Raw genomic sequence first — 13,801 nt, forward strand, 5'->3', positions numbered from 1 at the left:
CTCGTGGCCCGCGACCTGCGACGCGCTCACGAGCGCTCGGCGAGCATGTCCTCCATGAGCGCGATCTCGGACTGCTGGCTCGAGACGATCGACTCGGCGAGCGACACGACGACCGGGTAGTCGGACCGGTCGAGCGCGGCCTCGGCCATCTCGACCGCACCGGCGTGGTGCGCGATCATGAGCTCGAGGAACCGGCGCTCGGCCTCGACGCCGTCGAGCGAGCGCAGCTCCTCGACCTGCGCGGGCGTCGCGAGCCCGGGCATCGGCTCGCCGGGCGCGTGACCCGACGCGTCGGCCTCGCCGACGCCCGCCCCGTGGCCGTCGTGCCCGCCGCCGCCCTCGGCCGGCCCGGTCATCCAGGCCATGGACGGCTCCGAACCGAACTGCGGCAGCCCCCACTCGGCGAGCCAGCCGTACATCTGACCGGCCTGCTGCGCCTGGGTCGTGGCGATGTCGTAGGCGAGCAGGCGCACGTCGGGGTCGTCGGTCGCGTCGCGCACGATCATCGCGAGCTCGACGCCCTGATGGTGGTGCACCTGCATGTCGCGCGCGAACCCGGCCTCGACGCTCGCGTCGGTCGGGGTCGGGTCGCCGAGCGTCGACAGCCGCCCGATCGAGAACGCGATCGCGCCCACGGCCAGCAGCGCCACGCCGGCCGCGAGCACGATCGCCCAGCGGGCGGGGCGCGTCACGCCACCTTGCCCGGGCCGTCGATCGCGCCCGTGCACGCGGCGCCGGGCTCGGGCACGTCCTGGCTCAGCCAGTACTCCTCGAGGAACGCGGCGATGCGCTCGTCGCCGGCGTCGTCGACCTGCAGCTGGGAGTTCCATCCGCTCAGCACGATGGGCGCGGGCAGGCCCTCGAAGGGGGAGAGGATCACGTAGGTCGACGGCAGCTTCGACCTGAGCGTCGACACCTCGTCGTCGGTGAGCGCCTCGGGGTCGTAGGTGACCCAGACCGCGCCGTGCTCGAGCGAGTGCACGGCGTTCTCGTTCGGCACCGGCTCCTCGTACACGCCGCAGTTCAGCCACGCCGGGTTGTGCCGGCCGCCCGCGGGCGGGGTCTGCGGGTAGTCGACGGCGCCCTCCACGTGCTCGGAGACGTTCTCGAAGGTCTCGACGCCCTCGACCGACGCGCCCGTTCCGCCGGCGCTGTAGGTCGCAGGTCGCGGCGTGAGCACGATCGAGGTCACGACGAGCGCGACGATGGCGACGCCGACCCCGACCGAGCTCCAGATCGCGATGCGGCGGTTGCGACGCATCCGCGCCTCGCGCTTCTTGAACTCCTCGAGCTTGCGTTCGCGCTCGATCGCGCGCTGCTGCTTGACGGTCGGCTTCTGTCCGGGCGGGGGCGTGGTCACGTGCGGGGCCTTCCTGGCGACGGGGGACTCGGTCCATCCAAACGCATCGGACTGGGAGAACGCCACGACGCGCAGGCAGCGCCCGCCACGCGGCATCCGTCACCCGCTAGGCTTGCCGCGTGAGCTTCTCGCCTCGGTGTTGTCGTCGCTAGGCAGGCGACCCCTTCCCCCTGCGTCGCGCGCCGTTCCGGGCGCCGCTCCGACGCACTCCACCAGAGGATGAAGACACCGGCATGAAGTACGCACACGACATCACCGAACTGGTCGGCAACACGCCGCTCGTCAAGCTCAATCGCGTGACCGAGGGGCTGACCCCGGCCACCGTGCTCGTCAAGCTCGAGTACCTGAACCCGGGCGGCTCGTCGAAGGACCGCATCGCGGCGCGCATCATCGATGCGGCGGAGCGCGAGGGCAAGCTCAAGCCCGGCGGCACGATCGTGGAGCCGACCTCGGGCAACACGGGCGTCGGACTCGCGCTCGTCGCGCAGCAGCGCGGGTACCACTGCATCTTCGTCTGCCCCGACAAGGTCAGCGAGGACAAGCGCAACGTGCTGAAGGCGTACGGCGCAGAGGTGGTCGTGACGCCGACCGCGGTCGCGCCCGACAGCCCCGAGTCGTACTACGGCGTCTCCGACCGGCTCGCGCGCGAGATCCCCGGCGCGTTCAAGCCCGACCAGTACTCCAACCCCAACGGGCCGCGCTCGCACTACGAGACGACCGGCCCCGAGATCTGGCGCGACACCGACGGGAAGATCACGCACTTCGTCGCGGGCGTCGGCACGGGCGGCACCATCACGGGCACGGGACGGTACCTGCGCGAGGTGTCGGGCGATCGCGTGCGCATCATCGGCGCCGACCCCGAGGGCTCGGTCTACTCGGGCGGCACGGGCCGGCCCTACTTCGTCGAGGGCGTGGGCGAGGACTTCTGGCCGACCGCCTACGACCCCGCGGTGCCGCACGAGATCATCGCGGTCTCCGACGCCGAGTCGTTCGCGATGACCCGGCGGCTCGCCCGCGAGGAGGGCATCCTCGTCGGCGGCTCGAGCGGCATGGCCGTCGTCGCCGCGCTGAAGGCCGCCTCGCGGCCGGATGTCACGTCCGACGACGTGTTCGTCGTGCTCCTGCCCGACTCCGGGCGCGGCTACCTCGGCAAGATCTTCAACGACAAGTGGCTGCGCGCGTACGGCTTCGGCAACGCGCCGACCGGGCACACGGTGCGCAACCTCCTCGACGCGAAGGCCGACCGCACGGCGCCGCTCGTGTACGTGCACCCGAACGACACCGTGCGCGAGGCGATCGACCGCATGACCGAGACCGGCGTCTCGCAGCTCGTCGTGCTCTCGGCCGATCCGCCCGTCGTGCTCGGCGAGGTCGTGGGCGCGCTGCACGAGGAGCAGCTGCTCGAGCAGGTGTTCTCCGGCCGGGCCAAGCTCACCGACGAGGTCTCGACCGTGGTGGGCGAGCCGCTGCCGCTCATCGGCGCGAACGAGCCCGTCGCCGCGGCGCGCACGGCGTTCGGCGAGGCCTCCGCGATGCTCGTCACCGACGGCGGCAAGGCGCTCGGCGTGATCACGCGCGCCGACCTGCTCACCTACCTCTCCTCCTGAAAGGCACCTCGATGCAGCACGACGCGCGCTTCGACACCCGCGCCATCCACGCCGGGCAGGACCCCGACCCGACGACCGGCGACGTCATCCCGCCGATCCACGTCACCTCGACCTACGCGCAGGACGCCATCGGCACCCTGCGCGGCGGCTACGAGTACTCGCGCGGCGGCAACCCCACGCGCACCGCGCTCGAGACCCAGCTCGCGGCGCTCGAGGGCGGCATCCGGGGCCTGTCGTTCGCGTCGGGCCTCGCGGCCGAGGATGCGCTGCTGCGCACCGTGCTGCAGCCCGGCGACCACGTCGTCATCGGCAACGACGTGTACGGCGGCACGCACCGGCTCATCCGTCGCGTCTTCGGCGCCTGGGGCGTGCGGCACACGACGGTCGACACGAGCGACCTCGACGCCGTGCGCGAGGCGATCGAGCTCGGCACGACCAAGGTGCTGTGGGTCGAGACGCCCTCCAACCCGTTGATGAAGATCTCGGATGTCGCGGCGCTGGCCGAGCTCGGCGACGAGGCCGGCGTGCTGGTCGTGGTCGACAACACCTTCGCGTCGCCCGCGCTGCAGCAGCCGATCGCGCTCGGCGCGAGCGTGGTCGTGCACTCGACCACGAAGTACCTGGGCGGGCACTCCGACGTGGTGGGCGGCGCGCTCGTCTTCGCGCCCGGGCGTGAGGAACTCGCCGAACAGGTCGGCTTCACGCAGTTCGCGGCCGGCGCGGTCTCGTCGCCGTTCGACGCGTTCCTCACCAGCCGCGGCATCAAGACCCTCGGCGTGCGGATGGAGCGCCACAGCCGCAACGCGCTCGCGATCGCGCAGCGACTGACCGAGCACCCCGGCGTCGCGCGCGTGCTCTACCCGGGGCTCGAGTCGCACCCGGGGCACGAGCTCGCGGCCCGGCAGATGTCGGGCTTCGGCGGCATGGTCTCGATCGACCTCGCCGGCGGCGGCGAGGCCGCGCGGCGGTTCGCCGAGTCGACCGAGCTGTTCACCCTCGCGGAGTCGCTCGGCGGCGTCGAGTCGCTCGTGAACTACCCCTCCGAGATGACGCACGCGTCGGTCAAGGGCACCGAGGCCGAGGTGCCCGAGTCGATCGTCCGCCTCTCGGTCGGCATCGAGGATGTCGCGGACCTGCTCGCCGACATCGACCAGGCGCTCGGGCGGCTCTGACCCATCCACCGACCCGGGCGGTCTCACTTTCGCGTGGTGGTCGGGGTGTCGGAACGGTAGGAGTGGCCGAGCTGGTCGCTGAGCCCGAAGTAGTGGCGGAAGTTGTAGATCAGCGGACTCCATGTCGCCGGGTCGATGTGGTTCGTTCCGGGTACGACGATGTCGGTCGCTGCGTGAACCATGCTCACGGCGACTTCGACGATCACGAACCCGCCCGCCTGGCCGGGAGTGATGCTGATCGCGGAGCCTTCCAGCTGGAGCGGGCATTCCGCCACCCGGGGCGGAGCGACCGTCGCCGATGGCATGGACGTCACGCCGGCCGCCGCGAACTTGTCCGCCTCGAACCGCATTCCGTGAGGCTTGGACGCCGGCACCGGAGAACGACCGGTCAGCGGTGCGAGCCGCTCGACCTGCTCCCACATTCCCGGTGACGGCACGTTCACGACGAGCTCGGGCCGCTCGCGGAGATTCGCGACGGTCTGTCCGTCCGATCCGAGCCCGAGCACGAGCGTGTGGCCGAGCGCCCATGCCGAGGAGATCGGCGCGAGGTTGGGCGCCCCGTCCGGATTGGTGGTCGTGATCAGGACGACCGGTGTGCCGAAGTAGAGGATGCTCGGCTCGATCGCCGTGAAGAGGTGGGTTTCGGGAGCTGCGCCGGTCTGGAGGGAAGGAATCACCGGACGACGATACGCGCTGATCGGTTCGGTCCGCGCCGAAGCATGAGGACCGGGGCGAGCCGCCTCGACGCGCACAGCGGTGGGAGAATGGGAGCAGGCGCACGGCGCCGTCGCCGGCGCCCCGGGAGGTGGTTCCGATGTCGACGGGACTCATCGTGACCCTGATCATCGTCGGGGTGCTCGCGATCGTGCTGCTGATCATGTCGATCAAGGTCGTGAAGCAGTACGAGCGCGGGGTGGTGCTGCGCTTCGGCCGGCTGCACGGTGTGCGGGAGCCCGGCATCCGCCTCATCATCCCCTTCGTCGACGTGATGACGAAGGTGTCGCTGCGCATCGTCACGCTGCCGATCCAGTCGCAGGGCATCATCACGAAGGACAACGTGAGCGTGGGCGTCTCGGCGGTCGCGTACTACCGGGTGACCGACGCGGTGAAGTCGGTGATCGCGATCGAGAACGTGCAGTCGGCGATCGACCAGATCGCGCAGACCACGTTGCGCAAGGTGATCGGCCAGCACCACCTCGACGAGACGCTGTCCGAGACCGCGGCCCTGAACGCCAACATCCGCGAGATCCTCGACGTGATCACCGCCGACTGGGGCGTCGAGGTGACGCTCGTCGAGCTGAAGGACATCCTGCTGCCCGACTCGATGAAGCGGGCGATGGCCAAGCAGGCCGAGGCCGAGCGGGAGAAGCGCGCGAAGATCATCGCGGCCGAGGGCGAGGCGCTCGCCGCGACGCGGCTCGGCGAGGCGTCCGACACGATGATGTCGCATCCGCTCGCCCTGCAGTTGCGCACCCTGCAGACGCTCGTCGAGGTCGGCGTCGACAAGAACACGCTCGTGGTGGTGCCCGCGCCGCTCATGAGCTCGATCGGCGACCTGGCGACGTTCCTCGATCGGGAGGCGGCGGTGTCGCAGGTTCGGGCGCCGTGATCCCCGCCGGCCGTACTGGCAGGATGTTGCGCAAGACAGTCAGGTCTGCCAGCGCGCGCGGCACGCGACATCCGGCACCATGATCTGGTGAGTTCGCGAACCCTGGATGCCGCGCCATCCGCCGACGCCACGACCCGGCGGCACGGCGGCCTCGGGCTCGTGCAGGGCACGGCCCTGTACATCGCGAGCGTGCTCGGCACGGGGATCCTGGTGCTGCCAGGGCTCGCCGCTCAGAAGGCCGGGCCCGCGTCGATCCTCGCGGTCGGGGCCGTGCTCGTGCTCTCGATCCCGCTCGCGGGCACGTTCGCGGCGCTGGCCTCGCGGTTCCCCGACCCCGGCGGCGTCGCGAGCTACGTGCGCCGCGCGCTCGGGCCGACCGCGGCGCGCATGACGGGGTACTGGTTCTTCTTCGGCGTGTGCGTGGGCGCGCCCGTCGTCGCGATCCTCGGCGGCGAGTACGTCGTCGCCGTGCTCGGGGTCGACCGGTCGGCGGTCCCGGTGATCGGCTTCGCGGTGTTCCTCCCGCCGTTCGTCGCCAACTGGTTCGGCGTGCGCGTCGCCGGCTGGGTGCAGTTCGCGCTCACGGGCCTGCTGCTCGCGGTCGTCGTCGGCGTGGTCGCCGTGACCTTCCCCGCGGCCGACCCGTCGAACTTCACGCCCTTCCTGCCGAACGGATGGGCCGGGGTCGGCGTCGCGATCAGCCTCTTCGTGTGGGCGTTCGCGGGCTGGGAGGTCGGCACGCACATCGCGGGGGAGTTCCGCGACCCGAAGCGCACCATCCCGCTGGCCACCGGCATCGCGATCGTGGTCGTCGGCGCGGGGTACCTCGCACTGCAGTTCGCGACGGTCGCCGTGCTCGGCGATCGCGCCGGCGAGAGCCAGGTGCCGCTGCTCGATCTCGTCGAGACGACCGCGCCCGGCATCGGCTCGGTGCTCGTGGCGATCGTCGCCGCGATCGTCACGGTCGGCGTCGTGAACGCCTACCTGCCCGCGTTCGGCAAGCTGGGTGCTGCGCTCGGACGCGACGGCGACCTGCCGCGATTCCTCGCGAAGGGCGCCGCCGACGGCGAGGTGCCGCGTCGCGCGCTCGCGCTCACCGGCGCGCTGATCACCCTGTACTTCGGCCTGATGCTCATGAACGAGCTCGACCTCACGGGCTTCATCCTGATCCACACGAGCAACATGGTGGCGATCTACGCCGCCGGCATGCTCGCGGCGACGCTGCTGCTGCGGCGCTGGTCGTTCGGGTGGTGGCTCGCGGTCGTCGCGACCGTGCTCACGGCGGGGCTGCTCGTGCTCGCGTGGCAGAACCTCGTGGTGCCCATCGTGCTTGCCGTGGCATCCGTGGCGGTCACGATCGTCAAGCGGGCGCGCGCGAGCCGACGCGAACGCCGTTCCGCAGCAGGATCCCCCGCCGCCGAGATCACTGAGGAGCCGAGTTGACCGAGTACCGCGCCGTCTTCGACGCAAACATCCGCTTCGTGAACGGCGGGGGCCTTCGGGCCGAGGGGTTCCGACTGGACGTGCCGTCGCGCGATCTCGGCGAGGGTGAACTCGCCCGGCTCCTCGTGCGGCACCTGGGGCTCGCGCTCGTCGGCAGCGTCGAGTTCTCGAACCTCGACGTCGTCGCCGAGCCGCACAAGGGCTCGCGCGGTGTCGCGGAGTCCGGCATCGCGCTCGCAGAGCGCGCGGGGGCCGCGGATGCCGCGCCCGCCCGTGCCGCCGCGGCTCGCGGTGAACTGGTCGACCTCAGCCATCCCATCCGGGACGGGCTCGTGACCTACCCCGGCATCCCCGCGCCGACCATCGTGCCGCACCTCACCCGCGAGGCGTCGCGCGAGCACTACGCCCCGGGCACCGAGTTCGAGATCGACCTCATCACGATGGCGGGCAACACCGGGACCTACCTCGACAGCCCGTTCCACCGCTACGAGCACGGCGGCGACCTGGCGAGCCTCGAGCTCGCGACGCTCGTCGGCCTGCCCGCCGAGGTCTTCCACCTCGCGGATGCGTCGGAGCGCGGCATCCCCGCCGAGGTGTTCTTCGAGCGTGAGCTCGCCGACGCGGCCGTGCTGCTGCACACCGGCTGGAGCCGGCACTTCGGCACGCCGGCCTACGCCCACGGCTCACCCTTCCTCAGCGAGGCGGGCGCGCGGCACCTCGCCGACGCGGGCGTGGCGCTCGTGGGCATCGACGCGCTGAACATCGACGACACCGAGGGGACCGGGACCCGCCCGGCGCACTCGATCCTGCTCGCGGCCGGCATCCACGTGGTGGAGCACCTCACCGGCCTCGACCGGGTGCCGGCGCGCGGGGCGCGGTTCACCGCGGTGCCGCCCAAGGTCGAGCGGTTCGGCACGTTCCCGGTGCGCGCGTTCGCCGAGCTGCCCGTCGACGTGTGAGCCCCGTACGATTCCCCCGGCCGGAGCGGCGCTCAGCCCTCCCACACCCGGGGGCCCGTGCCGGTCGCGCCGAGCGCGTCGTCGGGGTTGCGCAGGCGGCAGTTCCGCAGGCTCAGGCAGCCGCAGCCGATGCAGCCGTCGAGGTCGTCGCGCAGGTGCTCGAGGTCGGCGATGCGGGCGTCGAGGGCCGCGCGCCAGCGTCGGGAGAGCCGCGACCAGTCGGCCTTGGTGGGCGTGCGGCCCGCGGGCAGCGAGGCGAGCGCGTCGCGGATCTCGGCGAGCGGGATGCCGACGCGCTGGGCGACGCGGATGAACGTGACGCGGCGCAGCGCGTCGCGGCGGTAGCGCCGGTGGTTGCGTTCGTCGCGTTCCGACCCGAGCAGCCCCTCGCGCTCGTAGAAGTGCAGGGTCGAGATCGCGACGCCGCTGCGGGCCGACAACTCGCCCACGCTGATCATCGCGTGGCCCGCGGGTTCGAGCTGCGGCATCCGGCCCCCTCTGCCTCGGATTTGACCTCAACCTTAGTTGAGGCCGTACGGTCGAGCGCATGACCGTCGACGAAGCGAGCGCCACCGGCGCGATCCCGGCGCCGCCACGAGCGCGCGTGCTCGACCCCGCCCACCGCTGGATCAGCATCGGCATGTGCGCCCTCGTGTTCCTCGCGGCGTTCGAGTCGATGGCTGTGACGGCCGTCATGCCGGCCGTCGCCGCCGAGCTCGACGGGCAGGCGCTCTACGCGCTCGCCTTCGCCGGGCCCCTCGCGGTCAGCGTGATCGGCATGATCGTCGCGGGCAACGCCGCCGACCGCGGCTGCCCGCGCCTCGCCCTCTTCGCCTCGGTCGCGCTGTTCGTCGCCGGGCTGCTCATCGCGGGCACCGCGACCGGCATGTGGCAGCTCGTCATCGGACGGCTCGTGCACGGCCTCGGCGGCGGCGGGCTCACGGTCGCGCTGTACGTGATCGTCGCGCGGGTCATCCCGGCGGCGCTGCAGCCGAGCCTGTTCGCCGGGTTCGCGGCCGCGTGGGTCGTGCCCTCGCTCGTCGGCCCGTTCATCTCGGGTGTCGTGGCCGACGGCGTGGGGTGGCAGTGGGTGTTCCTCGGCGTCGTCGGGCTCGTCGTGCCGGCGCTCGCGATGGTCGTGCCGAGCCTGCGCCGCATGCGCGTGGAGGTCCCGGCGCAGCGCCCGCCGTGGCGCGTCTCGCGCATCGCGTGGGCGACGCTCGCCGGCGTCGCGGTGCTCGTGCTCAACCTCTCGACCGAGGCATCCGGGTGGGCGGGCTGGATGGTGCCGCTCGCCGCCGTCGTGGTGATCGCGGTCGCCGTGCGCCCGATGGTGCCGCGCGGCACGCTTCGCGCCGTGCCGGGGCTGCCCGCGACGGTGCTCACGCGCGCCACGCTCTCAGGCGCGTTCTTCGGCGCGCAGGTCTACCTGCCGCTGCTCCTCACGGGCGAGCCGTACCGGTTGAGCACCGCCATGGCCGGACTCGTGCTCACGCTGAGCGGGGTCGCCTGGGCGATCGCGTCGCAGGTGCAGGGCCGGAACCCCGAGCGCCTGAGCCACGAGGCGTGCCTGCGCATCGGGCTCGCGCTGCTCGGCGTCGCGATCGCCGGGTCGCTCGTCGCGACGATCCTCGGGCTGCCGCCCGTCGCGTTCATGCTTACGTGGTCGCTCGCCGGCGCGGGCATGGGGATCATGTACCCGCGCACGACCGTCATCGGGCTCCAGTCCTCGAGCGCCGAGAACCAGGGCTTCATCAGCTCGGCGATGACCGTCGCCGACGCCCTCGGCGCGGCCGTGACCATCGCGCTCTCGGCCCTCGTCTTCGCGTTGCTCCTCCCGCTCGGCGCGGTGACCGCCGTCGCGGGCGGCATCGCGGTCGCCCTCGGCGTGTGGGCGGCCGGGCTGTTCACGGGTCTCCGGGCCCGCGTCGAGGCGCCCGAGGCAGCCGCGCTCGAGATCGGCTGAGGTCGGCTGAGGTCGGCTGAGGTCGGGCCGGGGTCGGCGACGCGCAGCGGCCCGACCCTGCGCGCGTCGGCCCCGCGCCATCCGCTCACCTGACGAACCCCTCCGGATCGCGCGTCGCGGCTGGCATGCGCGGGCGATTCCGGGTGAGGATGGTCGCATGACCGCCCATGCGTACGCGCTCGCCGACGGCAACACGATCCCCGCGATCGGGCTGGGCACGTACGGGTTGAACGACCAGAGCGGCGTGGAGGCCATCGTCTCGGCCATCCACGACGGCTACCGGCTGCTCGACACCGCCTACAACTACGGCAATGAAGAGGTGGTGGCCGAGGCCATCCGCCGTTCCGAGGTCGACCGCAGCGACCTGTTCGTCACGACCAAGCTGCCCGGCCGGCACCACGGCACGGAGGAGACCCTCGCGAGCTTCGAGCAGTCGCGCCGGCGCCTCGACCTGGACTGGGTCGACCTCTACCTCATCCACTGGCCGAACCCGCGACGGGACCGCTACGTCGACAGCTGGCGCTCGATGATCAAGCTGAAGGAGCGCGGCGTCGTCCGCTCCATCGGCGTGTCGAACTTCACGCCCGCGATGCTCGATCGGCTCGTGGCCGAGACCGGCCTCATGCCCGTCGTGAACCAGGTCGAGCTGCACCCGTACTTCCCGCAGGCCGAGCTGCGGGCGTACCACCTCGAGCACTCGATCCGCACCGAGAGCTGGAGCCCCCTGGCCAAGCGCAGCGAGCTGCTGGCCGAGCCGGTGATCGTCGAGATCGCGGCCCGCCACGGCGCGACGCCCGCGCAGGTCGTGCTCGCGTGGCACCTCGCGCTCGGTTCGGTGCCCATCCCCAAGTCGGCCGACGCCGAGCGGCGCCGCCAGAACCTCGACGTGTTCGACCTCGAGCTCGACGCGGCCGAGGTCGACGCGATCACCGGGCTCGAGCGCGGGCGGCTCTGGGGCGCCGACCCCGACGTGCACGAGGAGCTCTAGCAGCCGACCGGTCCGGGTCGGGTTCCGTCCGTTCGGCGGCGGTGAAGACCCCGGCGGATGTCGCGCGCGCGACGTAGGCTCGATCGGGTGACCGACCGCACCGCCTCCGCGCCATCCGAGCCCGATGCCGCGGTCGGCGGCCCGCTCGCGAGGCCGTGGCGGTGGCTCTCGATCGGCATGTTCTCGCTGATCTTCCTGGCCGCGTTCGAGGCGCTCGCGGTGACGACCGTGATGCCGATCGTCGCGGCCGACCTCGACGGCCGGTCGCTCTACGCCGTCGCCTTCTCGGTGCCGCTCGCGGCCGGCGTGGTCGGCATGGTCATCGCGGGCAACTGGAGCGACCGCTCGGGGCCGTTGCCGCCGCTGCTCGCCGCCGCCGCGCTCTTCGTGAGCGGGCTCGTGATCGCCGGCCTCGCGCCGAACATGCCGATCCTGGTGCTCGGCCGCTTCGTGCACGGCCTGGGCGGCGCGGCCGTGACCGTGCCGCTCTACGTCATCGTGGCCCGGGTGTACCCGGCCGCCGTGCGCGCGCGGGTGTTCGCGGGCTTCGCCGCGGCGTGGGTGATCCCGTCGATCATCGGCCCCGCCGTCGCGGGATTCATCGCCGAGCGCCTCGACTGGCGGTGGGTGTTCCTCGGGGTCATCGCACTCGTGGTGCCCGCTGGCGCGATGATGCTCGTGCCGCTGCTGCGCGTGCTCGACCGCGTGCAGGGCGACCCCGCGGTCGCCTGGAGCGGCACGCGGATCGCGTGGGCGGTCGTGGCCGCGGCCGCGGCCCTCGCGCTCGGGCTCGCGAAGGAGCTGCCCGAGCCGTGGCGCTGGCTCACGGCCGCGGCGGCGATCGGCGTGGCGATCCTCGCCGTGCGCCCGCTCGTGCCGCCGGGCACGGTGCGGGCTGCGCGCGGGATGCCGGCGACCGTGCTCATGCGCGCCATCGTGGCAGGGGCGTTCTTCGGCAGCGAGATCTACCTGCCCTACCTGCTGATGGAGCGGTACGAGTTCTCGGCGAGCCTCGCGGGCGCGGTGCTGACCGGGGCCGGGATATCGTGGGCTGCCGCGTCGTGGCTGCAGGGCCGCCTGGGGGAGCGCGTGTCGCACGCCGATGCCGTGCGCATCGGGGCGGCGCTGCTCGCGGTCTCGCTGCTGGCGGTCCTCGCGGTGGCGGCGTTCTCGCTCCCCCCGCTGGTCGCGTTCGCGGCGTGGACGCTCTCGGGTGCGGCGATGGGGTTCATGTACCCGAGGTTCTCGGTGTCGGTGCTCGAGCAGTCGCGTCAGGAGTCGCAGGGGTTCAACAGCGCGGCCCTGAACATCGGCGAGGCGCTCGGCTCGGCGATCGCGCTCGCGATCACGGCCCTGGTCGCGAGCGTGCTCGGGCCGGAGGCGTTCGCCGCCGAGTTCCTCGTGACGGCCGCCATCGCGATCGTCGGCGTGCTGCTCGCGTCGCGCGTCCGTCCGCGCATGTGACGGTCACATTGTGACGGTCACATTCCGCCGTGAAGTGTGCATAATGGTCGCGATGGCATGTGTGACCGTGAACATGCCGAGATGATCGAGGTCTCGATGCCCGAGCAGACGCAGGAGCCGGCGCGGACGCGCGCGCCGAGCATCCGGGACGTCGCGCGCCTGGCCGGTGTCTCGCACCAGACCGTGTCGCGCGTGCTGAACCACCATCCCAGCATCCGCCCCGAGACCAAGCAGCGCGTGCTCGACGTCATGGCCGAGCTGCAGTACAAGCCCAACCGCGCGGCGCGCGCGCTCGTGACCAGCCGGTCGCGCACGATCGGCATCCTGTCGGCCTCGGGCACGCACTACGGGCCGGCCTCGAGCATCGCCGCGATCGAGTCGGCGGCGCGCGAGGCGGGGTACTGGGTCAGCACGGCGAACATCGAGTCGAGCGACGCGGGCTCGATCGCCGACGGGCTGGCGCACCTCGCCGCCCAAGGCATCGAGGGGCTCGTGGTCATCGCGCCCCAGGTGCGCGTGTTCGACACGCTCGCGCAGCTCTCGATCGACGTGCCGTACGTCTCGCTCCAGTCGACGGGCCGCGATCCCCAGCACGCGCTCTCGGTCGACCAGATCGCCGGGGCCCGCCTCGCCACGCGGCACCTGATCCAGCGCGGCCACCGGATGATCTACCACCTCGCGGGCCCGCAGGACTGGATCGAGGCCGAGGCCCGGATGCGCGGCTTCCTCGACGAGATGGGCGCACAGGACGTGCCCACGACCGCGCCGATCCTCGGCGACTGGACCGCCGACTTCGGCTACTACGCGGGGCGCGAGCTGCTCACGGTCCGCGACTTCACGGCGATCTTCTGCTCGAACGACCAGATGGCGCTCGGGGTCATGCACGCCGTGCGCGACGCGGGGCTCGACATCCCGCGCGACGTCTCGATCGTCGGCTTCGACGACATCCCCGAGGCCGCGCACTTCTGGCCGCCGCTGACCACCGTGCGGCAGGACTTCGCCGAGCTCGGCCGTCGGTGCGTCGCGCTGCTGCTGGGCGACCTCGACCCGTCGGCGCCTGAGTACCGCGGCACGATCGAGCCCGAGCTGATCGTGCGCGGGTCGGTCGGCGCGCCGGCGTTCTGAGGCCGGCCCTGCGCGGGCCGGCGGGGACTCGGCAGGCCCGTTACCGTTCCGTGACCTTCGCTCGGTTGACACCCTCGCGCACCATGTGGCTAACATGTGACTCGCCAT

At 72.3% G+C, this 13,801-nt stretch carries 13 protein-coding genes; 9 read left to right on the top strand and 4 right to left on the bottom strand.

All coding sequences use genetic code 11. The features are described 5' to 3' along the window. Nucleotides 1-26: 26 nt before the first annotated feature. Entirely contained in the window at nucleotides 27-692 is a 666-nt protein-coding gene (locus JOD46_RS04685; RefSeq protein ID WP_307834906.1) for a DUF305 domain-containing protein, read from the bottom strand. Then, nucleotides 689-1,360, bottom strand: a complete 672-nt coding sequence (locus JOD46_RS04690; protein WP_307834907.1) for a thioredoxin-like domain-containing protein — start codon at nucleotides 1,358-1,360, stop codon at nucleotides 689-691. Before JOD46_RS04690 ends, JOD46_RS04685 begins: the two co-directional genes overlap by 4 nt. Before the next feature lie 233 nt (nucleotides 1,361-1,593). On the opposite strand from JOD46_RS04690, the gene JOD46_RS04695 reads away from it, so the two are divergent. After that, on the top strand, nucleotides 1,594-2,967 hold the full coding sequence (locus JOD46_RS04695) for a cystathionine beta-synthase (RefSeq protein ID WP_204392007.1): 1,374 nt from the start codon (nucleotides 1,594-1,596) through the stop codon (nucleotides 2,965-2,967). An 11-nt stretch (nucleotides 2,968-2,978) separates the two neighbouring features. Beyond that, a complete protein-coding gene (locus JOD46_RS04700; RefSeq protein WP_204392008.1) occupies nucleotides 2,979-4,139 on the top strand; it encodes a cystathionine gamma-synthase in 1,161 nt (386 codons plus the stop codon). A 23-nt stretch (nucleotides 4,140-4,162) separates the two neighbouring features. Here the strand turns inward: JOD46_RS04700 and JOD46_RS04705 are convergent, their stop codons facing one another. Continuing rightward, entirely contained in the window at nucleotides 4,163-4,891 is a 729-nt protein-coding gene (locus JOD46_RS04705) for a flavin reductase family protein (RefSeq protein WP_307834908.1), read from the bottom strand. Between the two features lie 62 nt (nucleotides 4,892-4,953). Here JOD46_RS04705 and JOD46_RS04710 point away from each other — a divergent pair, with 62 nt between their 5' ends. The 3 genes from JOD46_RS04710 to JOD46_RS04720 all read left to right on the top strand — a co-directional run bounded on the left by JOD46_RS04710 (nucleotide 4,954) and on the right by JOD46_RS04720 (nucleotide 8,150). After that, nucleotides 4,954-5,748, top strand: coding sequence for a slipin family protein (locus tag JOD46_RS04710; protein ID WP_204392009.1), 795 nt, complete (start codon nucleotides 4,954-4,956; stop codon nucleotides 5,746-5,748). Between the two features lie 87 nt (nucleotides 5,749-5,835). Continuing rightward, entirely contained in the window at nucleotides 5,836-7,191 is a 1,356-nt protein-coding gene (locus tag JOD46_RS04715; protein WP_307834909.1) for an APC family permease, read from the top strand. Then, nucleotides 7,188-8,150, top strand: coding sequence for a cyclase family protein (locus JOD46_RS04720; RefSeq protein ID WP_204392011.1), 963 nt, complete (start codon nucleotides 7,188-7,190; stop codon nucleotides 8,148-8,150). Before JOD46_RS04715 ends, JOD46_RS04720 begins: the two co-directional genes overlap by 4 nt. A 32-nt stretch (nucleotides 8,151-8,182) precedes the next feature. Here the strand turns inward: JOD46_RS04720 and soxR are convergent, their stop codons facing one another. Beyond that, nucleotides 8,183-8,638: a redox-sensitive transcriptional activator SoxR gene (gene soxR, locus JOD46_RS04725; protein ID WP_204392013.1), complete on the bottom strand. Its 456-nt coding sequence runs from the start codon at nucleotides 8,636-8,638 to the stop codon at nucleotides 8,183-8,185. Between the two features lie 59 nt (nucleotides 8,639-8,697). On the opposite strand from soxR, the gene JOD46_RS04730 reads away from it, so the two are divergent. The 4 genes from JOD46_RS04730 to JOD46_RS04745 all read left to right on the top strand — a co-directional run bounded on the left by JOD46_RS04730 (nucleotide 8,698) and on the right by JOD46_RS04745 (nucleotide 13,693). Beyond that, the gene (locus tag JOD46_RS04730; protein WP_204392015.1) at nucleotides 8,698-10,116 is read left to right on the top strand and encodes an MFS transporter; all 1,419 of its coding nucleotides are present in this window, start codon (nucleotides 8,698-8,700) and stop codon (nucleotides 10,114-10,116) included. 157 nt (nucleotides 10,117-10,273) lie between these two features. Next, nucleotides 10,274-11,104: an aldo/keto reductase gene (locus JOD46_RS04735; protein ID WP_204392017.1), complete on the top strand. Its 831-nt coding sequence runs from the start codon at nucleotides 10,274-10,276 to the stop codon at nucleotides 11,102-11,104. An 87-nt stretch (nucleotides 11,105-11,191) separates the two neighbouring features. Continuing rightward, nucleotides 11,192-12,568, top strand: a complete 1,377-nt coding sequence (locus JOD46_RS04740) for an MFS transporter (RefSeq protein WP_307834910.1) — start codon at nucleotides 11,192-11,194, stop codon at nucleotides 12,566-12,568. Nucleotides 12,569-12,664: 96 nt separating this feature from the next. Beyond that, a complete protein-coding gene (locus JOD46_RS04745) occupies nucleotides 12,665-13,693 on the top strand; it encodes a LacI family DNA-binding transcriptional regulator (RefSeq protein ID WP_204396249.1) in 1,029 nt (342 codons plus the stop codon). The last annotated feature ends 108 nt before the right edge of the window (nucleotides 13,694-13,801 follow it).

This window comes from Agromyces aurantiacus (genome assembly GCF_016907355.1).
GTDB lineage: Bacteria > Actinomycetota > Actinomycetes > Actinomycetales > Microbacteriaceae > Agromyces > Agromyces aurantiacus.